Origin of the sequence: Micromonospora sp. NPDC007220 (assembly GCF_040634035.1) — a bacterium.
In the GTDB taxonomy this organism is placed as follows: Bacteria; Actinomycetota; Actinomycetes; order Mycobacteriales; family Micromonosporaceae; genus Micromonospora; species Micromonospora reichwaldensis.
On the sequence record NZ_JBEYEU010000005.1, the window covers coordinates 107,586 to 133,137 of the forward strand.

Consider the following 25,552-nt stretch of genomic DNA (forward strand, 5'->3'; position numbering starts at 1 on the left):
CATTCCCGCCCGTACGCCGGGCGAGCCTGCACAAGGGTAGCCGGCCACGCCAGCCGCCCGGCGGGGTCGCCCCGGGCCGGGTCGGGCGGGTGGAGGGTTTCGCTGTGCCACCGGCGATGGTAGCCGCCCCGAAGCCGCGCAGGTCGCCACGGCCGGTGACGCGCCGGCCGCGCCCCTCGCCGTCGCCCCGCTCGCCCGTGAGCCCGCGCCGGGAACGCCGGCGGCCGGCTCAGGTCGCCGGGGTCGGTGGCAGCGGCAGCGGCAGGCCCGGCAGCCCGTCGATGCTGCGGGCCACGTGGTCCTTGCCGGCGAAGTAGTCGCTCAGCGACGCGTCGTCCTCCCGGGCGAACCGCCGGCCGTGCAGGTCGCGGTCGGCGTCGTAGGACATGAACGGCACCGCGTAGCCGCAGGTGTCGCGGATCAGTTCGGCGCGTACGACGATGATCGCCCGCAGGCCGTGGAGGCTGGTGTCGATGTCCGGGAAGTGGCCCGTCAGCTCCGCCCAGCGGGGGTCGTCGCGAAACACCGGCTCGCCGCGCCCGTGCACCCGCACGATGTTCGGCGGCCCGTCGAACGCGCACCACATGAGCGTGATCCGCCCGTTCTCCCGCAGGTGCGCGATCGTCTCGGCGTTGCTGCCGGCGAAGTCCAGGTAGGCCACGGTGTGCGCGTCGACGACCGCCCACGAGCCACGCAGCCCCTTCGGGGACAGGTTGATGGTGCCGTCGCCCGACAGCGGCGCCGTGGCAGTGAAGAACAGGGGCTGGTCCTCGATGAAGCTGCGCAGCCGGCCCTCGATGCGCTCGTGTGTCTTTCCCACCCCGGCATCATGGCCCGGCGGCGGGCCGCCCCGCTGCCCCGGGCGGTGCGGTGCTCAGGGCGTGGACGCGGCGATGCGTACGCGGTCGCTGGCGTCGTCGGAGAGCAACGACGCCACCGCCCGTCCCTGCTCGGCCACGGCGGCGCGTTCGGCGCGGGAGAGGCGCCGCAGCGGGGCGACGGTCACGGTGTCGGCCGCGACGCTCCAGGTGGCGGCGACCCGGCCGTCGACCAGGACGACGCGCTCGCCGGCGACCGACAGGCCACGGTGGGCGTCGTCGACGATGCGGCTGCGGTCGTCGTAGCCGAGCAGCGCGTTGTCGAACGCCGGCAGGAACCGCACCGGCGCGGGCGTGTCGGCGTCGGGGCGCGGCGCGTCGGGCAGGTCCCACAGCCGCCGCCCGCGCTCGTCGCGCAGGACGACCAGCTCCTCGCGGATCGCGGTCACCGCCGCCGGCAGGCCGGCGAGGCCGGACCAGGCGCGCAGGTCGGCCGTCGAGGCCGGACCGAAGGCGGCCAGGTAGCGCCGCACGATCGCCTCGCCGACCGGGTCGCAGCCCGGCGGGGCCGGCGGGTCGATCTCGCGGCCCAGCCAGGAGGAGAGCAGCGCGTTGCGTACGCCCGCCCTCGTGCGCCACAGCCCGCGCGGCGGCAGCTGCACCACCGGGACGAGGGCGGCGAGCAGCATCTCGCCCAGCGCCCTCGGTCCCGGTGCCGGCCACCGGTCGGCGAGCGCCCGCGCGAGCCCGGTCATCGAGCGGGGCTCGCCGTCGGCCAGCACCTCCCGGCCCGCCGTGGCGAGCTCGTCGAGGTCCACGCCGGCGAGTTCGCGACGGTAGACCCCGAGTACCCGCTGGCGCAGCATGCCGTCGTGGCGGGCCCGCCACGCCAGCGCGTCGTCGGCGGTGACGAGGTGCACGGTGCGGCGCATGAGGTGCATCCGCACCACGCGCCGGCCGGTCAGCAGGTCCGACAGCGCCGCCGGGTCGAACCTGCGCACCCGGGACCAGAGCCCGACGAACGGCTCCTGTGGTTCCTGCGCCTGCAGACCGCACAGGTGCGCGACGGCGTCGAGGACCGGTACGTCGGCGCGGTCGAGCAGCAGCTGCCGGGCCAGCGTGGCGCGGTTGAGCGCCCGGGCGTCGAGAACGGTCATCGGTGCACGTCTTCCCTGCGGGTCGGCGGAGGCGGGGGTCGGGCGGGTCCCGGTCAGGTGGCCGGAACCCGCCGGGCGCTCAGGTGGCCCGCTGCCCGTCGAGGCTCTCGCGCAGGATGTCGGCGTGCCCGGCGTGCTGGGCGGTCTCGGCGATGACGTGCATCAGCACCCCCCGTACGCTGAGCACCCCCGTCACCTCGTGCCACGGCGCCGACGGCAGCGGGTGGGTCGCCGACAGGTCGGCGACGGCGGCGACGGTCTCCTCGGTGCGGGCGGCGACCTGCGCGTAGTGGTCGAGGATCCCGGCCAGGGTGTCGCCGGGCAGCATCCGGAAGCCGGCCTCGTGCTCGACGAGCCACTGCGGCACCTCGCGGGCGGTGCCGGCCGTGATGTCGGCCCAGGTGACCCCGTCGGGCAGGGCGAAGGACATGGCCGAGGGGCCCTCGACCACGAAGCGCAGCCACGACTGCTCCATGGCCGCAACGTGCTTGACCAGCCCGCCCAGGCACAGCGCGCTGGCCGTCGGGCGCTGGCCGAGCTGCTCGTCGGTGAGGCCGCGGACGGTGCCGGTCAGGGCGGATCGGGCGGTCGAGAGCGCGGCGAGCAGGTCGGCCCGCTCGGGGTCGAGGGTCGTCGGGGGCGTGGCGGTGGCGGTGTCGGTCACGGCGTTCGGGTCCTTCGTGTCGTCATCGGTGGGCACGTGGACCACGTTCGCAGCCGAAGCGGACAGGATGTGTCCGCTTCTGCGGGCACCATGGGGGAATGCCGAAAACTTCCGCACGCCTGCTGGCGTTGCTGTCGCTGTTGCAGGCACGCCGGGACTGGCCGGGAGGGCTGCTGGCCGCGCGGCTGGACGTGAGCGCGCGCACCGTACGGCGCGACGTCGAGCGGCTGCGCGAGCTCGGCTACCCCATCGCGGCCGTCAAGGGACCCGACGGTGGCTACCGCCTCGCCGCCGGTGCGCAGCTGCCGCCGCTGCTGTTCGACGACGAGCAGGCCGTGGCCCTGGCCATCGCGTTGCAGAGCGCCACGACCGCCGGTGCCGGCATCGAGGAAGCTGCGGCGCGCGCACTGCACACGGTCCGGCAGGTCATGCCCGCCCGGCTGCGCCACCGCATCGACATCCTCCAGGTCACCGCCGTCGAGCGGTCCCCGACCCGGGCGGCCCGGCAGGTCGACAGCGGCGTGCTCATGGCGCTCGGCGCCGCCGTGCACGCCCGCGAGGTGCTGCGCTTCGACTACACCCCCGTGACCCCGCCGGAGGCCGACGGCGACGGTGGGCTGCCCGCGCCGCGCCGGGTGCAGCCGCACCACCTCGTCACGTGGGGCGGACGCTGGTACCTGGTGGCGTGGGACCTCGACCGCGGGGACTGGCGCACCTTCCGCGCCGACCGGATCAGCCCGCGTACCCCCACCGGGCCCCGGTTCACCCCACGTGAGCTGCCCGGGGGTGACGTGGCGACCTTCGTGACCAGCCGCTTCCAGGGCTCCGGGGGCGCCGACGGCTGGCCCTGCCGCGGGGAGGTGATCCTCGACCTGCCGGCCGCTGTGGTGTCCGGGTACCTGCACGACGCGCTAGTCGAGGAACTCGGCCCGCACCGCTGCCGGCTCGTCCTGGGTTCGTGGTCGTGGGTGGGGCTGGCCGCCTCCATCGGCCGCTTCGACGTCGACATCGAGGTCGTCGGCCCGGCCGAGCTCAGGGACGCCTTCGCGCGGCTGGCCCGCCGCTACACCGCCACCGCCCGTGGGTGACCGGAGATAGCTCAGCCGGTCGCGCGGGGGCCCAGGTGGGCCAGGGCGGCGGCGAGGTGGCTGACCTGCTCGGCGAGCTGGGCCGCCCGCCGCTGCGCCTCGTCGCGGTCGGTCTCGGCGGCGCGCAGCCGTACGGTCAACTCGGCAGCGCGGCCCTCGGCGGCGCTCGCGGCCTCGCGCGCGGCGGCCAGGTCGGCGCGCAGCGTGTCGTGCCGGCCGGTGAGCGCGGCCAGTTCCGTGCGGGCCTGCTCGGCGGTGGCCTCGGCGCGCCGCCTGGCGGCCTCGGCGTCCCGGTGCGTGGCTTCGGCGCGTTGCCGGGCCGCGTCGGCCTCGGCGGCGGCCGTGCGGGCGGCGTCGGCCTCGGCGCGGGCCTGACCGGCGCGCTCGCGGGCCTGCTCGGCCTCGGCGTGCAGGCGCTGCGCGCGGTCGAGGGCCTCGGTTGCGGCGCGGGTCGCCCGGTCGGCGTCGGCGCGGGCGGCGTCGCGTTCGCCGGTGAGTTCGGTGCCGCGGCGGCGTTCGGCGTCGATCTCGACGCGTAGCGCGCGCAGCTCGTGGCGGGCCGTGTCGCGGTCGCGTTCGGCCTGGGTGCGCAGGGCCTCCGCGGCGCTGGCCTGCTGACGGGCGTCGTCGCGGGCGGCCTCCGCCCGGTCGGCGCGTTCGACGGCGGCCGTGGCCCGCTCGCCGGCGCGCCGGGCCTCGTCGTGGGCGGCGTTGCGTTCGGCGGCGGCGGACCGGGCCTCCTCGCGGGCCCGGACGGCGGACGCGGCGGCGTCCTCGGCGTCGCGGCGGGCCTCGTCGCGTTCGGTCTGGGCCGCCGCGACCTGCGTCGCCGCGTCGGCGCGGGCCTGCGCGAGCTGGCGTTCCACCCCCACCGGGGACAACTCGGCGTGCAGGGCGTCGGCGAGGGTCTCCGCGACCTGCTCCAGCCGGTCGACCGCCTCCCAGGTGCGGGCCACCTGGCCGGGCAGGCCGGGGGCGTTGCGGTGCCGCATCCGGCTGTTGCGTGAGGCCCGTTGGCAGGCGCCGTCGTTGTCGCGGCAGTAGCGGAACGGCCGGCCGGCGCCGACGCGCTGCGGCACCTGGCGTCCGCAGTGGGCGCAGGGGCGGGTCTCGGCGGGGGTGGGCTCGGCGTCCATCGAGGGCGGAGTCTACTGCCGGGTCCGGTGGCCACCAGCGGTGCGCCCGCCGCCCCCGGGTCGCCGCGATCCCGGCCTGCCCGACCCGTGACGAAGACGGGTGCGCGACGGCGGCGGACCTGTGACGGGCGGCGGCGGTCGGCCGCTCAGCCGGCCGGGCGGGCCGTGCGGTCCAGGGTGTAGCGGCGTTGCAGCAGCAGCGCGACGAGCATCGCCGCCGCGGGCAGCAGCCCGAAGCCCCAGCGGATCGCGGTCAGCGCGCCGTCGGGCTGCGTGACGCCCTCGCCGGCGGTGGAGGCGACGAACCCGCCCGCGGCCAGGCACAGCGAGTACGCCCACGGGCCCAGCGCCGCGCCGGTGGCCTCGGTGGCCGTCCAGACCCCGGTGTAGGTGCCGGCGGCGCCGCCGCCCGCGCGGATGACGTCGGGCACCATCGAGAACGGCAGCAGTTGCATGCCGGCGAAGGCGACTCCGAGCACCGCGACGGCGGCCACCAGCAGGGGCAACCCGGCGGGACGGCCGACGGCGAGGACCAGCGAGCCGGCCGCGAAGGCGCCCTGGGCGCCCAGCAGCGCCCGCTGCTTGCCGACGCGGCGGGCCATCACCAGCCACGCCGGGGTGACCAGCAGCGCCGGGGCGACGAACGCGGCCACCAGCACGGTGGTCAGGGCGGGGCGGCCCAGCTCGTACTCGGCGTAGTAGGGCACCGCGGCCAGGACCAGGTGGGTGGTGGTGGACATGGCCAGGTACGCGGCGACCAGCCAACGGAACTGTCGGTCGCGCAGCGCCACGACGAGCGCCCGCCAGCCGCCGCCGTGCGGTGCGGGTGTCGCGGCGGCGGCCCGGCGCAGCCGGGCGATGCCGGCCACGCCGACCAGCATGGCGGCCAGCATCCCGACGGCCAGCAGCACGCCCATCCGCTGGTAGCCGGCCCGGGTGGCGTCCTCGCCGCCGGTCAGCAGGGGCGCCAGCAGCCCGGAGACGAGGATGCCGAGGGTCAGCACCACCATCCGGAAGGCCATCAGCCGGGTGCGCTCGTGGTAGCCGATCCGCAGGTCGGCGGGGGTGGCCAGGTAGGGGACCTGGTAGGCGGCGAAGAGCAGGTTGCCGGCGACGAAGGCGAGCGCCACCCAGGCGGCGGCCGGCGCGCCGGTGAGCCCGCCGGGCACGGCGAACAGCGTGGCGAAGGCCAGCGGCAGGGCGCAGCCGAGCAGCAGCAGCCGGCGCCGGTCGCCCCGGCGGGCCTGTTCGACGTCGCAGCGGTGCCCGATCCAGGGGTGCAGCAGCACGTCGGCGATCTTCGGCAGCAGCAGTGCCAGGCCGGCCAGCCAGGGGGCGACGGCCAGCACATCGGTGAGGAAGTAGAGCAGCAGCAGGCCGGGGACCGTCACCCAGACGCCCATGCCGAGGGAACCGGCGGCGAAGCCGAGCAACGGCCCCCGGGGCAGGGCGGTGGTGGTGGTGTCCGTACCGGCCGGCTGCTGGTCGAGCCCGGTCATGGCGGCCTCCTCGGCGGGCACGCCGCCCGCAATCCAACGGATGCTGGATTGTAGGGGCAGAATGGCGGCCATGACCATGCCCCGCCGTCGACCCGGGCGGCCCCGCCGCGAGGAGACCCGACCGACCCGGGAGGTGGTGCTCACCGCCGCGACCGCGCTGTTCGCCCGGCGGGGCTTCGACGCCGTCGGGCTGCGGGAGGTCGCGGCGGCCGCCGGCGTCGACGTCGCCACGGTCTCGCACCACACGGGTACGAAGGCGCAACTCTACGACGCCTGCTTCGCGCGGGTCTTCGCCGCCGAGCGGGAGGCGCTCGAGGCGGCGGCCGGGCGCGCCCGGCAGGCCCTGCACAGCGGGCCGGGCGAGGTCCGGCGGGCGCTGCACGACCTGGTGGACGTGTTCGTGGACTTCCTGGAGGACCGGCCGGAGACCACCGCGTTGTGGCTGCGCCGCTGGTTGGAGCCGCAGCGGCACGCCGAACTCGACGAGCGCTACGCGGCGCCGCTGTACCGGCTCGTCGCCGACCTGCTCACCGCCGCCGCGGCGGCCGGGGCGCTGGTCGAGCCGGCGCCGCACGTGACGGTGCGCAGCCTGGTGTGGGCGGTGCACGGGCACGTGGTGGCCCTGGCCGCCGGCGGGGGGTCGCAGGCGCGCGAGCGGCGGGAGTTCCGCGCCTTCGTGCACCGCTTCCTCGACGGGCTGTACGGGCCGGCGACGCCTTGACGTGCCGGCCCGTACCGGGCCACTATCCAACGCACGTTGGATTAACGGGGAGGAGCCGGCGATGGGTGCACAGCCCCGGGTGGCGGTCATCGGCGCGGGGGCTGCCGGACTGGCCACCCTCAAGGCGCTCGCCGACGTCGGCGTGCCCGCCGTCTGCTTCGAGGCGGCCGACCGCGTCGGTGGCCTCTGGGTGTACGGGACACCCGGCTCGCCCGCCTACCGGACCCTGCACCTGAACACCAGCAAGGCCCGCACCGAGTTCGTCGACCACCCCATGCCGGCGCACTGGCCGGACTACCCCGACCACGCCCGGGTCGCCGGCTGGCTCACCGACTACGCCGACCGGTTCGGGCTGCACGACGCGGTGCGGCTGCGGCACACCGTCGACCGGGTCGAGCGGGGCGGCGACGGCCGGTGGACGGTGCACGCCGACGGACCCGACGGCGGTGTCGAGGTCACCGTCGACGCCGTCGTCGTCGCCAACGGCCACAACCGGGTGCCGAAACCGCCCACCCCCGCACACCCAGGCGACTGCACCGCCGAGCAGCTGCACAGCCACGCCTACCGGGGCCCCGACCAGCTCGCCGGCCGGCGGGTGCTGGTCGTCGGCGGCGGCAACTCCGCGATGGACATCGCCGTGGACGCCTCGTACGCGGCCCGGCGCACCCTGCTGTCGCTGCGCCGGGGCGTCTGGGTGGTGCCGAAACACCTGCTCGGCCGCCCGTCGGACACCCTCAACGGTGCCCTGGCCCGCAGGTTGCCGTGGCGGCTGCGCCAGCGCATCACCGAACGGATGCTCGCCGCCACCGTCGGCGCGCCCACCCGCTACGGCCTGCCCGCCCCCGCGCACGGCTTCCTCCAGGACCACCCGACGCTGTCGGACGGGCTGCTGTCCCGGCTGACCCACGGCGAGATCGAGCCCCGCCCCGGCATCGCCGGCTTCGACGGCGACCGGGTCACCTTCACCGACGGCCGCGTCGACGAGGTCGACCTGGTCATCTGGTGCACCGGCTACCGGGTCGAGATTCCCTTCCTCGACCCGGCGCTGCTCGGCGACGGGGCGGACACCCTGCCGCTGTACCGGCACGTGTTCCACCTCGACGCGCCCGGGCTGGCGTTCGTCGGGCTGATGCAGTCCACCGGTGCGGCGTTCCCGCTGGTCGAGGCGCAGGCCAAGCTGGTCGCGGCGCAGCTGTCCGGCCGCTACGCGCTGCCCGAGCCGCACCGGCAGCGCGCCGCCTGCCGGGCCGAACTGCGCGCCGCCACCGCCCGGTGGGGGCAGCGCCGGCCCGCCATGCGGGTGGACTTCGACGCGTACCTGGCCGAGCTGAGGCGGGAACTGGCCGCCGGCACCCGCCGCGCCCGCGGAGCCGCGGCATGAGCGGGCTGGCGGGTCGTCGGGTACTGGTCACCGGGGCCAGCGGCACCTTCGGCCAACACCTGTGCGCCGCGTTCACCGCCGCCGGGGCACGCGTCGTCGGCATCGACCGCCAACCGGGCACCGTCGCCGTCGACCACGACCCGGGCGAGGGCGAGGGCGTGCCGGTGCTCGGCTGCGACCTGACCGACCCGGCCGCCGTGCCGCCCACGGTCGCCACCGCCGTGGACCGGCTCGGCGGGCTGGACCTGCTGGTCAACAACGCCGGCGTCGGCGGCCCCGCCCCGGCCGAGCTGGCACCGGACGCGGTGGTGCGCCAACAGCTGGAGGTGAACCTGCTCGCCGCTTGGCGGACCACCGCCGCCGCGCTGCCCGCCCTGGAGGCCGCCCGCGGCCGGGTGGTGTTCGTCGCCAGCCGGATGGCCCTGCTGCCGTTGCCGCTGGCCGCCGCGTACGGGGTCAGCAAGCGGGCCCTGGTCGCCTACGCCGACGCGCTGCGCCACGAGGTGGGCACCCACGTCGGGGTGAGCGTCGTCTACCCGAGCATGGTCGCCTCGCCGATCCACGACAGCACCGCCGACGCCGGCCTGTCCCTACGGGGCGTGTCCCGCCCGGAACCGGTGGCGGGGGTCGTCGCCGCGATCCTGCGCGCCGCCACCGCCCGGCGGGCACCCCGGGACGTGGCCACCACCCGGCGCGGACGCCTCGAACTGGCCCTCGCCCGGCACGCCCCGACGCTGGCCGACCGGCTCGTGCGCCGTACCGTCGCCGCCCGGGTCGCCGCCGGCGACCTGGACGCCGCGCCGCTGGCCGCCGGGATGCTGCGCCGGCACCGCGACGCCACCGGCTAACGTGGCCGGCGTGGCCATCTCCCCGTACGTCGCCCGGCTGCGCGCCCACGTCGGTCACGACCTGCTCCTGCTGCCCGGGGTCAGCGCGGTCGTGCGCGACGACGCCGGACGGGTGCTGCTGGCCCGGCGCGCCGACAACGGCCGCTGGTCGGTGCCCGCCGGCCTCATCGACCCCGGTGAGCAACCCGCCGACGCGGTAGTGCGGGAGGTGTACGAGGAGACCGGCGTGCACGTGCGCGTCGACGGGGTCGCCGGCGTCGCCACCCACCCCGTCGTCTACCCCAACGGCGACGTCTGCGAGTACCTGAACGTGTGGTTCCGGTGCCGGGCGGTGGGCGGCGAGCCGCGCGTCAACGACGACGAGTCCATCGAGGTGGCCTGGTTCGACCCTGCCGACCTGCCGGAGATCAACGAGTGGGCGCGGCTGCGCGTCGACACGGCGCTGCGCGAGGACGCCCCCGTCTGGCACGCCGCTCCCGGCGAGCGGCATCCGGCGCTCGACCGGCCCGACGCGCTCTGACCGCCCGTCGGCGCAGGGCGTGCGGAGGCGGCCCCCGGATCTCGACGCCGAGCGCCGCTCATCCGGGGGCGTCGAAGGCCACCTCGACCGGCGTCGCCGCGGCCAGGTCCACGTCCCGTCCGCCGTACGGGCTGCGCACGCTGATCCGCTGCGCGACGGGGGAGAGCAGGCGGGCCCGCACCCGCCCCGGCGACCAGGACAGCTCCTCGACGGTGACGCGCCCCCGGCAGGTCACCCCGCGCAGCGCCCCGGCGTCCAGGCCCGGCAGTGCGGCCGGCAGCAGCCGCAGCAGCCCCGGGCGGGACTGCACCAGCGACTCGATCAGCACCGCCGGCAGGGCGTGCGCGGCATCGGCGTTGTACGTCACCAGGCCCGGGTTGTGCGCGCTCATCAGGGACCGGAAGAACATGTCGTTGCCGACGATCTTCAGCAGGTTCGCGGCGGTCAGCGCCCCGTCGTGCAGCCGGGCGGCGGCCAGCGCCCGGTGCAGGCTGCCGTGCGCGGAGAGGTTCTCGTCGCCGCGCAGCGTCAGCGCCCGGTGCGCGGCCCGGGCCAGCTCGGGGGTGTCGTCCGGGTTGATCTCGTCCAGCGGCCACACCGGGTAGAGGTGGCTGACGTGACGGTGGTCGTCATCGCCGTGGTAGCCGGGCCACGCCCACTCGGCCAGCGCCCCGCGCCCGTCCACCCGGTACGCGGGCAGCCGCCCCAGCAGCCCCGCCCACCGGTCCGAGCCGGTCACCTCGGCGGCGGTACGCAGGGCGTGCCGGGCGGCGGCGATGTCCATCGTGGCGTTCACCGCCACGTGCACCGCCCGCCCCCGCTCGTCGTGCGGGCCGGTCTCCGCCGAGTACGACGGCACCACGACCACCGTGCCCGCCTCGTCGGTGACGGTGAGCAGGTCCGCGAAGAAGTCCGCCACCTCCGCCAGCCAGCCGGCCAGTTCCCCGAGGGGCGCACCGGTCACCAAATGCTGCTCGTGCAGCGGGTGCAGCAGCCAGTCCGCGCCGGGCAGCCACGCGGCGAAGGGCCAGTCCTCGTGCAGGTGGAACAGGTGGCCGTGCTCGCCGTCGGTGCGGCTGGGCGCCAGCAGTCCCCGGGCCCCGTAGATCGCCCGCGCGTTGCGCCGCCAGTCGTCGACCTGGCCGCGTACCAGGTTGGCGTGGGCCGCGGTCACCTCCGGCAGGGCGCCGACGTTCGCGCCGGCCAGTTGCAGGTTCAGGTTGGCGTCGGTGGTGAAGTCGCCCGCCCAGGCGGCGTCCCACGAGCCGAGCCACAGCCCGGTCAGCCGGGGCGGCAGGACACCGCTGGAGCTGAGCAGCAGGTACCGGCCGGCGTGGAACAGCCGCTCCAGCAGAGCCGGCCGCAGCGTGCCCGCGTCGGCGTCCTGCGCCGCGAGCAACTCGCCCACGGGCAGTTCCCGCTGTGCGTCCGGCACCCGCAGGTCCAGGCTCACCCGCTCGTAAGCGTGGCCGTGCAGCGCGACGTGCCGGGCCAGCAGGGTCTCGTAGTCGTCGCCGGTGTGGGCCGCCAGCCGCTCCTCCAGCTCGCCGGTGCGCCACGGCGGCGTGTCGGGGCGGTCGAGCGCCGTGGTCAGCAGCGCCGGGCCGCGCACCGCCACCCGGTCGTCACCGAGGACCGCCACGTCGCCGCGCAGCAGGGTGAGCCCCTCGAAGCCGTACGCGCCGCCCGCGTCGGGGTAGCGGCCCCGCACCCGCAGGAAGACCAGCTCCCCCCGGCGGTACGCGGCGACGGTGTAGCGCACCGAATCCGGCCGGCCCGGCAGGTCCCCCGTGACGCCCACCTCGCAGGTGCCCGCGTCGACGTGGGTGACCACCAGCGCGTCGGCCCGGGAGACGAACGAGCGTCGCCGGCCGCCGGCCCACTCGACGACGACCTCCCCGGTGGTGAACTCGGTGCGGCGCCGGTAGTCGTCGACGGGGCCGGGCGCCACGGCGTCGACGGTGAGGGCGAAGCCGGGATGGAACGACTGCGTCCAGCGCAGCACGCCGTCGCCGGCGAGCAGCCGGCTGGCCTCGGCGCGCCGGTCGGCGAGGATCAGCTCACGGACGCGGGGCAGCAGGGCGGCCAGCTCGGGCGGCCGGGCGTGGCGGGTGCCGTTGGGCAGGACGAAGCGGTGGTGGTTGACGATGATGCGTTCGGCGTGCGGCCGGCCGTACACCATGATCCCGGCCTCGCCGTTGCCGGAGAGGAACGCGTCCTCCCAGCGCTCGGCGGGGGCGGTGTCGACGATGCGGTGCGCGGCGGGGGACGGTCCGGCCGTCACCGGCCGGCCCTCGCCGCCGGGGCGGGGGCGGCGGTGCTGCCGCGTACCGTCAGCCGGGGCGGCAGCAGGGTGACCTCCGGCACCGCCTCGCCGTCGAGCTTGCGCATCAGCAGCGACACGGCCTGCGTGCCGATCTCCTCGGCGGGGACGGGCACGGCGGTGAGCATCGGGCTGGCCTGCTCGGCGAAGCGGTCGGGGCAGACGGCGACCACCGACACGTCCTGCGGCACCCGCCGGCCCAGCGCGGGCAACGTGGCCAGCACCGGGTCCACGGCGGCCTCGTTCTGCACGATCAGCCCCGACACGTCAGGGTGGCGTTCCAGCAGGTCGGCGAGGGTGCGGCGCACGGCCGCCGCCCCCTCCTCGCAGGGCAGCGCCACCGCGTCGACGCCGTGCACGGCGGCGGCCTCGACCACGCCGGCGCGGGTGCGGTGCGCGAAGCCCGTGCCCCGGTCGTAGACGGCGGCAGGCGCGCCGAGCAGCGCCACGCGCCGGTGCCCCAGCCCGGCCAGGTGCGCGACGCAGGCCCACCCGGCCCGGTGGAAGTCCAGGTCCACACAGGTCAGGCCGGTGGCGTCGGCGGGCAGGCCGATGAGCACGCTGGGCCGGGCCAGCGCCCGCAGCAGCGGCACCCGCGGGTCGTCCAGCTCCACGTCCATCACCAGGACGCCGTCGACCAGGGCGGTGGCGGCGACGCGCCGCAGGCCGGCGGGCCCCTCGTCGGAGGTGACCAGCAGCACGTCGTGGTCGAAACGGCGGGCGGTGGTGACCACGGCCATGGCGAACTGCATCACCACGGGCACCTGCATCCCCGCGCGCAGCGGCAGGACCAGCGCGATCACGTTGGCCCGCCGGCTGGCCAGAGCCCGCGCCCCGGCGTGCGGGTGGTAGCCGAGCAACCGGATGCTGGCCAGCACCCGGTTGCGGGTCACCTCGGAGATGACGCGCTTGCCGCTGAGCACGTACGACACGGTGCTCACCGCGACCCCGGCGTGCCGGGCGACGTCGGCGATGGTGGGCTGCCCGGGCGACGGGCGCCCCCGCGCCCCGCTCACCGCGCCCGCCCCGACGCCGGCACGGCCGCCCGGCCGTCGCCCGCCGCCTCGTCGCCGCGTACGGCGAGGGTGCCGACCAGCCGCACGTCGCGCGCGGAGCGCCCGACGAGGACGGTGTGGGTGGCGTCCTCCACCACCCGCCGGCCCCGGGTCTCGTCCCACCAGCTCAGCTCGGCGGTACGCAGCCGCAGCCGGACCACCTGCCGCTGCCCCGGCGCGAGGCTGATCCGGGCGAAGTCGCGCAGCTGGCGCAGCGGCTGCTTGACGCGGGAGCGGCGCTGGCGCGTGTAGAGCTGCACGACCTCCTCGCCGGGGCGGTCGCCGGCGTTGGTGACCTCGACGCTCACCTCGACCTCCTCGCCGGCGGTGGCCTCGTCGACGCTCAACCGCAGGCCGGCGTACTCGAAGCGGGTGTAGCTGAGCCCGTGGCCGAACGGGTACAGCGGGTCGCCCCGGTGGTACAGGTAGGTGGCGTCGGAGCCGATCACGTCGTAGTCGAGCAGGTCGGGCAGTTCGGCGGCGTCGGCGTACCAGGTCTGGGTGAGCCGGCCGCCGGGCTCGGCGTCGCCCAGCAGCACGTCGCCCAGGGCGGTGCCGTGCTCCTGGCCGCCGTGCGCCGACCAGAGCACCGCCGGCAGGTGCCTCTCGGCCCACCCGACGGCGTACGGGTAGCTGCTGGTCACCACCAGCACCGTGCGCGGGTTGGCGGCGTGCACCGCCCGCAGCAGCGTCTCCTGGCCGGTGGCCAGGGCCAGGTCGACGCGGTCCTCGGTCTCCCGGCCGTTGACCATCGGGTGGTTGCCCAGCGCCACCACCGCCACGTCGGCTTCGGCGGCCAGGGCGGCGGCCTCGGCGGCCCCGTCGGCCAGCAGCTCCACCGTGAAGCGGGTCGCGTCGCCCGGGGTCGGGGCGTCGGCGCGCAGCCGCCCGTCCGCGTCGACGGCGACGTACCGGTCGGTGGCGAGGTGGTGCAGCAGCGCCGTGCCGTCGGGGCCGTCGTGGAAGCGGAAGGTCTCGCGTACGACCCAGCCGCCCGGTCCCGGGCGGTCGTTGGCGAGTGTGCCGGCCTCGTCGGCTCCGACGTGCCGGCCGTTGCCCGCGGCGCGCAGCGCCACCACGTCGCGTCCCCAGTCGAAGACGTCGAACCCGGTGGCGTCGGCGCCGACGGTCAGCGGGCCGCCGTCGGGGCTGTCCGGGCAGCCGACGTAGCGCCCGCCGACGCGCAGCGCGATCCGGTCGGTGCCGGGGTGGGTGGTGACAGTGGACAGTCGCTCGGCCAGGCCCTGGTACGCGGTCACCGCGTACGGCAGGGTGCCGCTGTACCAGTCCTCGTGAACGGCGTCGGCCAGCGGGCCGAGCACGGCCACCCGCAGGCCCGCGTCGGTCAGCGGGAGCAGCCCGTCGTTGCGCAGCAGCACGATCGACTGGCGGGCGGCCTCGCGGGCCAGGTCCCGGTGCGCAGGGCGGTCGACGGCGTCCGGCGCGACGCCGGCGAAGGGGTCGTCGCGCGGCGGGTCCAGATCGCCGAGGCGGACCCGGACGGCGAGGATCCGCCGGACGGCGCGGTCCACGTCGGACCCGGTGATCAGCCCCCGGTCGAGCGCCTCGGTCAGTCGCGCGACGGTCGGGGCGCTGTCGGCGTCGTCCTCGGTGAAGCTGTCGATCCCGGCGCGCAGGGCGGCGGCGAAGCCGCTGACGTGGTCGGGCAGGTGGCCCTGCACCCCGGCGATGTTGGTCACCGCGCCGGCGTCCCCGACGATCAGCAGTTCCTCGGGCGTCCAGCGGCGCAGTTCGTTCTCGATGAGCGGGCTCAGGTGCGCGGGCACCCCGTTGACCAGGTTGTAGGAGGCCATCACGGCGACGGCCGCGCCGGCGGCGAGGGGGGCGCGGAAGGCGGGCAGCTCGTACTCGTGCAGCACCCGGGGGGACAGGTCGCTGGAGGTGGTGGCCCGGTCGGTCTCGTTGTTGTAGGCGAGGAAGTGCTTGACCGTCGGCGCCGTACGCAGCCGCTGCGGGTGGTCGCCGCGCAGTCCCTGGGCGTACGCGGTGGCGAGCCGCCCGGTCAGCCACGGGTCCTCGGACCAGCCTTCCTCGTTGCGTCCCCAGCGGGGGTCGCGCAGCGGGTTGACCACCGGCGCCCAGACGTTGAGGCCGACCCGCTCGGGGTCGGCGTGGTGCTTGGCGCGCACCTCGTCGCCGACGGCGGCGCCGACGGCCCGGACCAGCTCGGGGTTCCAGCTGCTGGCAAGCCCGACCGCCTGCGGGAAGACGGTGGCCTTGCCGAGCCAGGCCACCCCGTGCAGCGCCTCGGTGCCGGTGCGGAAGGAGGGTAGGCCGAGGCGGGGCACGGGCGCCTGCCACTGGTGCAGCAGGCCGAGCTTCTCCGGCAGGGTGAGCCGGTCCAGCAGGTCGTCGACGATGGCCTGCGGGGAGGGGGCGGGGTGGTCGGTCATGGTCGGGTCGCCTTCCGTGGGTCCGCGTCACGACCGTGTCGAAGCGCTTCGACGAACGGTGGCGCGAGCGGCGTCGCGGTGGGGGTGGCGGCCGCCGGCCCGGAAGCGTTGAAGCGCTTCGACGACTGCGCGAGACATGCCGCCCCGGGTGCCCGAGCCACAGGGCGGCGGTTCGAGGTTGGCACCCCGCGCCGGTCCGGTCAAGGCCCGCTGGCCCCGGGGGTCACGCCGCGGGGAGCCGACCCGACTCGACGGCGGCGAGCGAGGCGGTGGCGCCACCGAGCGCGGTGGCCGCCGAGTCCAGGGTGGAGGCGTCCAGCAGGCAGCCGCCGGCCTGCGGAGCGTGGGTCCGCGCGGCGAACTCCGTGCGGGCCGCCGGCAGCAGCCACGGGGCCAGGGTCGCGAGGTGCCCGCCGACCACCACGGCCTGCGGGTTGAGCAGATTGGCCAGGACGGAAGCGGCGTGCCCGAGCCGGCAGCCGACGTCGGCCAGTCCGGCCAGGACGCCGGGGTCGCCCTGGCGGGCCAGCGCCTGGATCCGTTCGATCTCCGGCAGGAAGTCGGTGACCGGCCCGTCCTGCTGGGTGTCGGGCAGCAGGCGGCCGACCACCGCCGGCAGCCCGGCGTACGCGGCCAGGCAGCCGCGCCGCCCGCACCCGCAGGCGGGACCGGCCGGGTCGAGCGTCAGGTGCCCGATCTCGCCCGCGAATCCCCGTCCGCCGCGCAGCAGCCGGCCGCCGGCGACGATCCCCGCGCCGACGGAGGCCCCGCCGGTGAGGTGGACCAGGTGGGCGGCCCCGGCGTACGCGCCGTGGCGGTGCTCGGCGAGGACGGCGAGGTTGGCGTCGGTGTCGACGTCGACGGTGAGACCGGGCTCGCGCAGTGCGGCGCGCAGGTCGGCGGCGAGGGGCACGTCCCGCCAGCCGAGCGCGGTGGCCCGGGGAACGGCGCCGTCGGCGTCGACGAGGCCGGGCACGCCCACGGTCAGGCCGAGCACGCGGCGGTCCTGCCCGGTCAGCCGGGTGATCGCCCGCCGGGCCAGGGCCGCCAGCGCGCGGACCGTCTCGGCGGGGGAGGACGTCGGCGCGGCGAAGGCACGCCGCCAGGTGAGCAGCCGGGCGCCGGCCAGGTCGACGGCCACCACCACCAGTTCGTCGGCGGCGATCTGCATGCCCAGGGCCGCGTACGGGGCGCCGTCGAGGACGAGCATGGTCGCGGGGCGCCCGACCCGGTTCTCGGTCAGCCCGGTCTCGCGTAGCAGCCGCCGTTCGATCAGCTCGCCGACCAGGCTGGACACGGTGGCCTTGTTCAGGCCGGTGTGCGCCGCGATGTCAGCCCGGGAGCAGGGGGCGTGGCGGCGGACGTGCCGCAGCACGACGGCCCGGTTGGCCGTACGGACGTCGCCGAGGTCGCTCGGCCGCGGTTCGCTGTGGCTGCTGATCACGATCTGTCCGCTCCCTGGGCGACGGTGCGCGATCCCGGTGGTGCCGCGCGCCCCATCATCGCGTACGTGGCGGGTGCCGCTGTCTTGTGGGACGGATCACCGTCGATTAGTTTGTTTGGCTAGAACCCCAACTAATTCTAGCCGGACACGAACGGTCCGCGAAACCGTTATCCGATGACGAAGGGAGTGCGCCGTGAAGCCGTCCCTGCCGGGCGTATCCACCGACCGACGGTCCCTGCTGCGCCTGCTCGGCCTCGGCGCCGCCACGACGATGGGCGGCGCCACCCTGGCCGGTTGCAGCAAGGAGGCCGGGAGCAAGGGCAGCGCCACGAAGGGCGACGCCATCCGGTCGGTGCTGCCCGCCCACAAGCCGGCCGAGTTGCTCAAGCCCGACATCGTCGGGGAAGGGCCGATCCCCGACGGCTACCTCAGCTACCCCCGCAGCCTGGTCGACGCCGTCACCGAGCAGCCCGGCCGGGGCGGCCCGGCGATCCGCAGCATGAGCCCGTGGTGGGGGCCCACCCCGCCGACGCTGGGCCGCAACTCCTACCTGGCGGCGGTCAACGCCAAGCTGGGCGTGGATCTGGACCCGAGCCTGCAGGACGGCACGACCTACGCCGACAAGCTCAACGCGATGCTCGGCGCCCGCGACGTGCCCGACCTGCTCATGGTCCCCAACTGGGAGGTCGACAAGGTCGCCCGGTTCTCCGACGCCGTCAAGGCGCTGTTCGAGGACCTCACCGACCACCTCAAGGGCGACAGCGCCGCGAAGTACCCGTACCTCGCCGCGCTGCCCACCGGCGCGTGGGAGTACTCGGTCTGGGCCGGCCGGCTCTACGCCGTGCCGTACCCCACCGACGGGGTGTTCGCGTGGGCGCTGTTCCACCGCAAGGACCTGCTCGACAAGGCCGGCCTGACCGCGCCCACCTCGCCGGAGGAGCTGCACGAGCTGGGCAGGAAGCTCACCGACCCGGGCAAGGGGGTGTGGGCGTTCGGCAGCATCTTCGACATGGTGCAGCAGTTCTTCGGCTGCCAGCAGACCTGGCGCAAGAAGGCCGACGGCGGCCTGGAGCACAAGTTCGAGAACCCGGGCTTCCGCGCGGCCCTGGAGTTCACCGCGAAGCTCTTCGCCGAGGGGCTGGTGCACCCCGACACGGTGGCCAGCAAGGGCGCCGACGAGAAGCAGCTCTTCAAGGCCGGCAAGATCATGATGTTCCAGGACGGGCTCGGCGCGTGGCAGGGCCTGCAGGGCGAGCAGTCCAAGATCCTGCCGAGCTTCGACATGCAGCCGCTGCCGGTGTTCGGCGCGGCCGGCGCTCAGCCGGTCATCTGGGGCAGCGAGAAGCCGATCTTCTTCACCTTCCTCAAGAAGGGCGCCGGCGCGGAGCGGGTCGACGAGCTGCTGCGGGTGCTCAACTGGTGCGCCGCGCCGTTCGGCAGCCGCGAGTTCGAGCTGCGCGAGTACGGCGTGGAGGGCACGCACTTCACCCGGGGCCCCGACGGCAGCCCGCTGCCCAGCGACCTCGGCCGCAAGGAGCTGGGCGGCCAGTACAACTTCTGCCGGGTGCCGGTGAAGGTGAAGAGCAGCGACACGCCGAACTACGTCCAGCAGTACCTGGACTACTACAAGAAGAACATCGGCCTGCTGGAGAAGGACCTGTTCGCCGGGATCAAACTGGAGCTGCCGGCCAACTGGTCGAAGATCATCCAGCCGACGGAGGACAAGATCCGCGACATCCTGCGCGGCCGTCGCCCGATCAGCGACCTCGACCAGGTGACGAAGGAGTTCCTCGCCTCCGGCGGTGAGGAGGGGCGCGCGTTCCACGAGAAGGCGCTCGCCGACAACGGCCGATGAGCGGCCCGGGCACCGCCGGCGCGGTCGACGCGCCAGCGGACCCCCGCCCGACCCGGCCCGGCCGTCGGGGCCGGGCCGCCGGTCGTACGCCGCCCGTCCGGCCCCGGCGTACCCTGCGGGACCGGCTGCGCCGGGACTGGCCGCTGCTGGCCATGACAGCGCCCGCCGCGTGCCTGTTGCTGGTCTTCCACTACCTGCCGACGCTGGGCAACGTCATCGCCTTCCAGGACTACAACCCGTTCGTCGGCGACGACCCGCTCGAGGCGTTCCTCTACAGCGAGTGGATCGGCTTCGGCAACTTCGAGGCGCTGTTCGTCGACCCGCTGTTCTGGGACGCGGTCCGCAACACCCTGACCATCACCGCGTTCCAGCTCGTCTTCTTCTTCCCGCTGCCGATCATGTTGGCGATCCTGCTCAACAGCCTGGTCTCCGGCCGGGTGCGGGGCTTCGTGCAGAGCGTCGTCTACCTGCCGCACTTCTTCAGCTGGGTGCTGGTGGTCACGTTCTTCGTGCAGATGCTCGGCGGGGCCGGCCTGCTGGCCCAGGAGATGCGCGAGGCCGGCATGCAGCCCTGGGACGTGATGACCAACCCGGACACCTTCATCGTCCTGGTCACCGCCGAGTCGGTGTGGAAGGACGTCGGCTGGGGCGCGATCGTCTTCCTGGCCGCGCTGTCCGCGATCGACCCCAACCTGTACGAGGCGGCGGCGGCCGACGGGGCCGGCCGGTGGCGGCGGCTGTGGCACATCACCCTGCCGGGCCTGCGCCCGGTGATCGTGCTGCTGCTCATCATGCGGCTGGGCGACGCGCTGTCGGTCGGCTTCGAGCAGTTCATCCTGCAACGCGAGGCGGTCGGTCGGGAGGCCGCCGAGGTGCTGGACACGTTCGTCTACTACCAGGCCATCAGCACCCAGCAGTGGGGTCTCGGCGCCGCCGCCGGCCTGTTCAAGGCAGTGGTGGGGCTGGTCCTCATCCTCGCCGCCAACAAGGTGGCGCACCGCTTCGGCGAGCAGGGGGTGTACGCAAGATCATGACCGCACAGCTCAGTGGCGTCGGCCCCGTGTCGGCGCGCCCGACACCCGATCCCCTGCCCAGGCGGCGGCGGTCCCAGCGACCCGCCTGGGAGGAACCGCCCACGCCGCTGGGCACGCTGGCCAAGGGAGCGGTGCTCACGGCGCTCGTCGCGGCCGTGCTCGTGCCCATGTGGGCGGTGCTGGTGACCAGCCTCGCCTCGCGCAGCACGATCGACGAGGCCGGCGGGATGGTGATGGTGCCCCGCGAGATCGACCCGTCGGCGTACATCACCATCTTCAGCGGTGGGCAGATCACCCAGGCCGTGTGGATCAGTACGCTGGTCACCGTCCTCGGTACGACCGTGAGCCTGGTGCTCACCGTCCTCGCCGCGTACGGGCTGTCCCGGCCCGGGTCGGTGGGGCACCGGGGGTTGCTCTTCTTCTTCCTGCTGACCTTCCTGATCTTTCCCGGCCTGGTGCCCAGCTACCTCGTGGTCACCGGCCTGGGGCTCAAGGACAGCATCTGGTCGCTGATCCTGCCCAGCGCGATCAGCGTGTTCAACCTGGTGGTGATCCGGGCGTTCTTCATGAACGTCCCCGGTGAGCTGCTCGACAGCGCCCGCATCGACGGCGCGGGGGAGTTCCGCATCCTGTGGCGCATCGTGCTGCCGCTGTCCAGGGCGGTGATCGCCGTCGTCGGTCTCTTCTACGCCGTCGGCTACTGGAACGCCTACTTCAACGCGGTGCTCTACATCGACGACAACGACAAGTTCCCGATCCAGCGGGTGTTGCAGAGCTACATCCTCGCCGGCCAGTCGCCGAACGTGTCCGGAGCCGCGGTGAGCCTGCCGGGCATCAGCGCGTACCCGCCGACCCTGGCGGTGAAGATGGCGGTGGTGATGGTGACCGTCGTGCCGGCGGTGATCGTCTACCCGTTCGTGCAGCGGCACTTCACCAAGGGTGTGATCACCGGCGCGGTGAAGGGCTGACCGGGCCCGCGCGGCGCCCGACCCCTGACGGGTCGGGCGCCGCGCGCCGTCACGCCGGGTCGGGGAACCATCCGTCGAAGGGCGCCGGGGTGACCGGCTCGCCGTTGAGCAGCAGCCGGGCCGGCAGGTCCGCGCCGGCGACGCTGACGTGCGCCACCCGCAGCGGGCCGTCGGTGTCCACGCGCAGGGTGTCGCCGTCGCGTACGGCCGTCACGACCGTGTCGCCGTCGACGTCGTGCAGCACCCTACGGGCGTCGACCGCGCCCCAGCTCACCAGCGTGACGTCGGCGAACGGCCCGTCGCCGACCGTGTCGCCCGGCGCCACGACCGGGACGATCGCGCCGTGCCGGACGTAGAGCGGCGACCGGTGCAGCGGCACGGTGACCCGCAGGCGTTGCCCGCCGCGGTGCCGCTCGCCGGTGGCGGCGTCGACCCAGTCGTCGCCGACGGGCAGGTAGACGTCGCGCCGCCCGGACGGGTCCGTGACGGGGGCGACCAGCAGGTCGGTGCCGAGGCGGTACTGCAGGTCCGTCGTCCACGCGGTCGGGTCGTCGGGGGTGTCCACCAGCAGCGCGCGCATCATCGGCGTGCCGTCGGCGGCCGACCGTACCGCCGCGGACCACAGGTAGGGCATCAGCCGGTAGCGCAGCCGCAGGGCGGCCACCGCGTCGCGTTCGGTCTCGGCGGGGAAGTCCCACGGCAGCCGGCTGGTGGTGCCGTGCAGGCGGACCAGCGGCGACAACGCGCCGAACTGGGTCCACCGGACGTACAGCTCGGGCGTCGGGGTGCCGTGGAAGCCGCCGGTGTCGTGACTCCAGAACGGCACGCCGGAGAGCCCGTGCGACAGCCCGCCGCGCAGGGTGCTGGCCAGCCCCGGCCAGGTGGCGTTGACGTCGCCGCTCCACTGTGCGCTGTGCCGCTGCCCGCCCAGGTACGACGAGCGGGCCCACACCGTGCGGTGCCCGGTCACCTCCTCGGTCACCTGCGCGACCACGTCGTTGAACAGCAGCGCGTACACGTTGTGCAGTTCGACGCCGGTCATCCCGTTGTGGGCGACGGCGTCGACGGGCACGCCCTCGGCGAAGTCGGTCTTGAAGACCGCCACCCCCTGCTCCAGCAGGGGCCGCAGCAGCCCGGTGAACCATTCGACGGCGGCCGGGTTGGTGAGGTCCACGATGGCGCTCGCCGGGTGGCTGCCGTGCCAGACGTCGGCGACGTACGGCCTGCCGCCGGCGTGGCGCAGGAAGTAGCCGGCCTCGGCCGCCGCGGCGTAGAGCGGGCTGTCGGTCATCAGGTACGGGTTCATCCAGAGGCAGACCCGGAAGCCTTGCCGCGCGAGGGTCCGCAGCATCGCCGTCGGGTCGGGGAACGCCTCGGCGTCCCACTGCAGGTCCGACCAGCGGCCGGCGACCTGCCAGTAGCAGTCCAGGTGCAGCACGTCGCAGGGGATGCCGCGTTCGCGCAGCAGGCGGGCGCGCTCGAGTACCCGCTCCTGCGAGTCGGGGAAGAAGCCCGAGGAGACCCAGGCGCCGAACGCCCACTTCGGCGGCAGGTACGGCCGGCCGGTGAGCCGGTCGAAGCGGTCGAGCACCTGCGCCGGGGTCGGGCCGGCCAGCACGTAGTAGTCGAGTAGGTCGTCGGGGACCAGGATCTGCACGCTGCTGTGGGTGGACTGGCAGACGTCGAACTGCACCGGCAACCCGCTGTCGACCAGCACCCCGTAGCCCCGGTCCGACAGGTAGAACGGCACGTTCTTGTGGGAGCGGTCCGACTCGCCGCCGAAGGCGTCGAAGTTCCACATCAGCGGCCGCTGGCCCCGCTTGTCCAGCGGGGTGAACTTCTCTCCGAAGCCGACGAAGCGTTCGTCGCCGGGCGCGACGAAGCTCTCGTGCCAGGCGACGGGCGCGCCGTCGACGGTGGAGCGGCCGAACGGCAGGGTGCGCCGCCGGCCGCTGATGTCGCGGGTGCCCGGGTCCTGCTCGAGCAGCAGCCGCCCGTCGGCGCCGAGGAAGCGCAGGTGCCACGGGTCCAGGCGGATCTCGGCGACCACGGCGCCGGCGTCGACCCAAACGCGGGCCTCGTCGACGGTGACGGTGGCCGGGTGGGTGCCGGGGTGCACCAGCGGCAGCGCCCGCGCGGAGCGGCTGCGGGCCTGCGGATCGTCGGACAGGCGTACCCGGATCACCCCCTCGCCGGCGGCGTCGACGCGCACCACCATGCTCGCGCCGTCGGAGAGGGCGGCCTTGAACGTCACCCCGTGCGCGTCGGTCGCGACGACCTCGGCCCGACCGACGACGGCGGCCGCGTCCTCGCCGGGGCCGCGCACCGGCAGGTCGGGTGGGTCGGCCACGAAGGTCTCGTACGGGACCAACGGCGGTCGGTAGGGCATCGGCGTCTCCTCCAGGATGGTTCCGGCGGTCCCGTCAGTTTCTTTGGCTCCTCAACTAACTGTCAACGAAAACCTGCACCGGATCGGCGAAGCATCGGCGTTGACAGGCGCAAACGTCGTCAATATTTTGGACGCTTCCCCAACAAACTGGCGGTGAGCGATGTGGGGTGACGGTGCGGGGCTGCGCTACGGCGGCGACTACAACCCCGAACAGTGGCCGGCCGAGGTGTGGCGCGAGGACGTCGCCCTCATGCGCCGCGCCCGGGTCAACCTGGTCACCGTCGGCGTGTTCGCCTGGTCGCGACTCGAACCGGAGCCCGGCCGGTACACCTTCGACTGGCTCGACCAGGTGCTGGACCTGCTGCACGACAACGGCATCTCCGTCGCCCTCGCCACCCCGACCGCGTCGCCCCCGCCCTGGTTCTCGCTGGCCCACCCCGACGCCCTGCCGGTGACCGCCGACGGCGTACGCCTGCACCACGGCAGCCGGGACACCTACTGCGCCGCCGCGCCCGCCTACCGGGCCGCCGCCCGGCGCATCGCCGCCGCCCTCGCCGACCGCTACGCCCACCACCCGGCCCTCGCGCTGTGGCACGTGCACAACGAGTACGGCACCACCTGCCACTGCCCGCACACCGCCCGGGAGTTCCGGCGCTGGCTGGCCGACCGGCACGGCGACCTCGACGCGCTCAACGCCGCCTGGGCCACCAGCTTCTGGAGCCAGCACTACACCGACTGGGCGCAGGTCGACACGCCCCGCGCCACGCAGTACCTGGCCAACCCGGGGCACCTGCTGGACTTCCGCCGCTTCTGGTCGGACACCCTGCTCGCCGCGTACGCCGAGCAGCGCGACCTGCTGCGGGCGGCCAACCCGGCGATCCCAATCACCACCAACCACGTCCTCGGCGACTGGGTGCCGGTCGACCACGCCCGCTGGGCCGCCGAGGTGGACCTGGTGGCGATCGACCACTACCCGGACGCCACCGACGGCGGCGCGGAGGAGCAGACCGCCCTCGCCGCCGACCTGGCCCGGGGCTGGGCGCGGCACGGCGACGGCGACGTCGGCCGCCCGGCGCGGTGGCTGCTGATGGAGAGCGCCCCCAACCAGATCCACACCGGCGGGCGGATGCACGCCAAGGAGCCCGGCCGGACGCTGCGGCACAGCCTGTCCCACGTCGCGCGCGGCTCACGGGGGGCGATGTTCTTCCAGTGGCGGGCCCCGGCCGGCGGGGCGGAACGTTTCCACTCCGCGCTGGTGCCGCACGCCGGCCCCGACACCCGCGTGTTCCGGGAGGCCGTCGACCTCGGCGCGACGCTGGAGCGGATCTCGGAGGTCGACGGCACGGTCGACGCCGCCGTCGCGATCGCCTGGGACGCCGCGAGCGGCTGGGCCCTGGGCCACCCGGGGATGCCGTCGCCGCGACTCAACCACCGCGACGAGGTGTCGGCGGCGCACCGGGCGCTGTGGCGTGCCGGCTTCGGCACCGACATCGTGCTGCCCGGCGACCGGCTCGACGGGTACCGCCTGCTGGTGCTGCCAGCCCTCTACCTGGCCTCCGACGCCACCGCCGACTGGGTGCGCGCGTACGTCGACGGCGGCGGTCACCTGCTGGTGACGTGGCTCAGCGGGGTCGCCGACGAGCACGCCCGCGTCCGGCTCGGCGGTCACCCCGGGGCGTTCCGCGAGGTGCTGGGCGTACGGGTCGAGGAGTTCCACCCCCTCGCCGACGGCGAGACGGTACCGCTGTCCGACGCCGGGACCGGTCGCCTCTGGGTCGAGACGGTACGCCTCGCCGGCGCGGAGCCGGTGGCCTCGTACGCGGGTGGCCCGCTCGCGGGGCTGCCGGCGGTCACCCGCCACCGCAGCGGCGCCGGCACGGCCTGGTACCTGTCCACCCGACCCGACGACGCCACCTACCGTCGACTGGTGACGCAGGCGGCGCGGGCGGCCGGCGCGACACCCGTCTGCCCGGCGGCGCCGGCCGGGGTCGAGGCGGTCCGCCGCCGCACCGTCGGGGCGAGCTGGCTGTTCCTGCTCAATCACACCGACCGGCCGCAGCGGGTCCCGGCGGCCGGGGTCGACCTGCTCACCGGCGCGACGGCCGACACGGAGGTGCACCTGCCCGCCGGGGGCGCGGCTGTGCTCCGGGAGACCGGCGCCGGCCGCCCTGGCGACCCGGGTCGCCAGGGCGGCTGACCCGTCCTCGCGAACTCCCGTCGCCGCCCGCTGCGCTGTCG

19 protein-coding genes are annotated in these 25,552 nt (G+C 75.2%); 9 read left to right on the forward strand and 10 right to left on the reverse strand.

Annotated elements, in window-relative coordinates:
- Positions 1–229: 229 nt before the first annotated feature.
- The 3 genes from ABZ573_RS12915 to ABZ573_RS12925 form a co-directional block, all read right to left on the reverse strand.
- The gene (locus ABZ573_RS12915; RefSeq protein ID WP_358118066.1) at positions 230–820 is read right to left on the reverse strand and encodes a pyridoxamine 5'-phosphate oxidase family protein; all 591 of its coding nucleotides are present in this window, start codon (positions 818–820) and stop codon (positions 230–232) included.
- Positions 821–874: 54 nt separating this feature from the next.
- Positions 875–1,975, reverse strand: coding sequence for a winged helix DNA-binding domain-containing protein (locus tag ABZ573_RS12920; RefSeq protein ID WP_358118068.1), 1,101 nt, complete (start codon positions 1,973–1,975; stop codon positions 875–877).
- Positions 1,976–2,054: 79 nt separating this feature from the next.
- Positions 2,055–2,675 (reverse strand): DinB family protein, encoded by a 621-nt coding sequence (locus ABZ573_RS12925; RefSeq protein WP_358118070.1) that lies wholly within the window; start codon positions 2,673–2,675, stop codon positions 2,055–2,057.
- Between the two features lie 62 nt (positions 2,676–2,737).
- Between ABZ573_RS12925 and ABZ573_RS12930 the strand changes: the two genes are divergently transcribed.
- On the forward strand, positions 2,738–3,727 hold the full coding sequence (locus tag ABZ573_RS12930; RefSeq protein ID WP_327028305.1) for a WYL domain-containing protein: 990 nt from the start codon (positions 2,738–2,740) through the stop codon (positions 3,725–3,727).
- A gap of 11 nt (positions 3,728–3,738) precedes the next feature.
- Here the strand turns inward: ABZ573_RS12930 and ABZ573_RS12935 are convergent, their stop codons facing one another.
- Both ABZ573_RS12935 and ABZ573_RS12940 read right to left on the reverse strand, forming a co-directional pair.
- On the reverse strand, positions 3,739–4,863 hold the full coding sequence (locus ABZ573_RS12935; protein ID WP_327028306.1) for a hypothetical protein: 1,125 nt from the start codon (positions 4,861–4,863) through the stop codon (positions 3,739–3,741).
- A gap of 146 nt (positions 4,864–5,009) precedes the next feature.
- On the reverse strand, positions 5,010–6,362 hold the full coding sequence (locus ABZ573_RS12940; protein WP_358118073.1) for an MFS transporter: 1,353 nt from the start codon (positions 6,360–6,362) through the stop codon (positions 5,010–5,012).
- Between the two features lie 70 nt (positions 6,363–6,432).
- Between ABZ573_RS12940 and ABZ573_RS12945 the strand changes: the two genes are divergently transcribed.
- The 4 genes from ABZ573_RS12945 to ABZ573_RS12960 all read left to right on the forward strand — a co-directional run bounded on the left by ABZ573_RS12945 (position 6,433) and on the right by ABZ573_RS12960 (position 9,832).
- Positions 6,433–7,083, forward strand: a complete 651-nt coding sequence (locus ABZ573_RS12945) for a TetR/AcrR family transcriptional regulator (protein WP_225852478.1) — start codon at positions 6,433–6,435, stop codon at positions 7,081–7,083.
- Between the two features lie 61 nt (positions 7,084–7,144).
- Complete coding sequence (locus tag ABZ573_RS12950) at positions 7,145–8,464, forward strand: FAD-dependent oxidoreductase (RefSeq protein ID WP_358118075.1); 1,320 nt, start codon at positions 7,145–7,147, stop codon at positions 8,462–8,464.
- The gene (locus tag ABZ573_RS12955; protein WP_358118077.1) at positions 8,461–9,312 is read left to right on the forward strand and encodes an SDR family oxidoreductase; all 852 of its coding nucleotides are present in this window, start codon (positions 8,461–8,463) and stop codon (positions 9,310–9,312) included. The genes ABZ573_RS12950 and ABZ573_RS12955 overlap by 4 nt, the downstream gene beginning before the upstream one ends.
- A gap of 10 nt (positions 9,313–9,322) precedes the next feature.
- Entirely contained in the window at positions 9,323–9,832 is a 510-nt protein-coding gene (locus ABZ573_RS12960) for an NUDIX domain-containing protein (RefSeq protein WP_358118079.1), read from the forward strand.
- A 58-nt stretch (positions 9,833–9,890) separates the two neighbouring features.
- Here ABZ573_RS12960 and ABZ573_RS12965 read toward each other — a convergent pair whose 3' ends face one another.
- The 4 genes from ABZ573_RS12965 to ABZ573_RS12980 form a co-directional block, all read right to left on the reverse strand.
- A complete protein-coding gene (locus tag ABZ573_RS12965) occupies positions 9,891–12,116 on the reverse strand; it encodes a glycoside hydrolase N-terminal domain-containing protein (RefSeq protein WP_358118081.1) in 2,226 nt (741 codons plus the stop codon).
- Positions 12,113–13,171 carry a LacI family DNA-binding transcriptional regulator gene (locus ABZ573_RS12970; protein WP_151456477.1) on the reverse strand — a complete coding sequence of 353 codons (1,059 nt, stop codon included), beginning with the start codon at positions 13,169–13,171 and terminating at the stop codon, positions 12,113–12,115. Before ABZ573_RS12970 ends, ABZ573_RS12965 begins: the two co-directional genes overlap by 4 nt.
- Positions 13,168–15,624, reverse strand: coding sequence for a glycoside hydrolase family 3 C-terminal domain-containing protein (locus ABZ573_RS12975; protein ID WP_358118083.1), 2,457 nt, complete (start codon positions 15,622–15,624; stop codon positions 13,168–13,170). Before ABZ573_RS12975 ends, ABZ573_RS12970 begins: the two co-directional genes overlap by 4 nt.
- Before the next feature lie 223 nt (positions 15,625–15,847).
- Positions 15,848–17,068 carry an ROK family transcriptional regulator gene (locus ABZ573_RS12980; RefSeq protein ID WP_358118085.1) on the reverse strand — a complete coding sequence of 407 codons (1,221 nt, stop codon included), beginning with the start codon at positions 17,066–17,068 and terminating at the stop codon, positions 15,848–15,850.
- 193 nt (positions 17,069–17,261) lie between these two features.
- Here ABZ573_RS12980 and ABZ573_RS12985 point away from each other — a divergent pair, with 193 nt between their 5' ends.
- Genes ABZ573_RS12985 through ABZ573_RS12995 form a run of 3 tightly spaced genes read left to right on the forward strand, consistent with a single transcriptional unit; the run spans position 17,262 to position 20,925 of the window.
- Entirely contained in the window at positions 17,262–18,923 is a 1,662-nt protein-coding gene (locus ABZ573_RS12985) for an extracellular solute-binding protein (protein WP_358118087.1), read from the forward strand.
- Entirely contained in the window at positions 18,920–19,957 is a 1,038-nt protein-coding gene (locus tag ABZ573_RS12990) for an ABC transporter permease subunit (RefSeq protein WP_358118089.1), read from the forward strand. Before ABZ573_RS12985 ends, ABZ573_RS12990 begins: the two co-directional genes overlap by 4 nt.
- A complete protein-coding gene (locus tag ABZ573_RS12995; RefSeq protein WP_151456472.1) occupies positions 19,954–20,925 on the forward strand; it encodes a carbohydrate ABC transporter permease in 972 nt (323 codons plus the stop codon). Before ABZ573_RS12990 ends, ABZ573_RS12995 begins: the two co-directional genes overlap by 4 nt.
- Before the next feature lie 49 nt (positions 20,926–20,974).
- On the opposite strand, the gene ABZ573_RS13000 is transcribed toward ABZ573_RS12995, so the two are convergent.
- On the reverse strand, positions 20,975–23,314 hold the full coding sequence (locus ABZ573_RS13000) for a TIM-barrel domain-containing protein (protein WP_358118091.1): 2,340 nt from the start codon (positions 23,312–23,314) through the stop codon (positions 20,975–20,977).
- Positions 23,315–23,474: 160 nt separating this feature from the next.
- On the opposite strand from ABZ573_RS13000, the gene ABZ573_RS13005 reads away from it, so the two are divergent.
- Positions 23,475–25,511, forward strand: a complete 2,037-nt coding sequence (locus tag ABZ573_RS13005; RefSeq protein ID WP_358118093.1) for a beta-galactosidase — start codon at positions 23,475–23,477, stop codon at positions 25,509–25,511.
- Positions 25,512–25,552 lie beyond the last annotated feature (41 nt).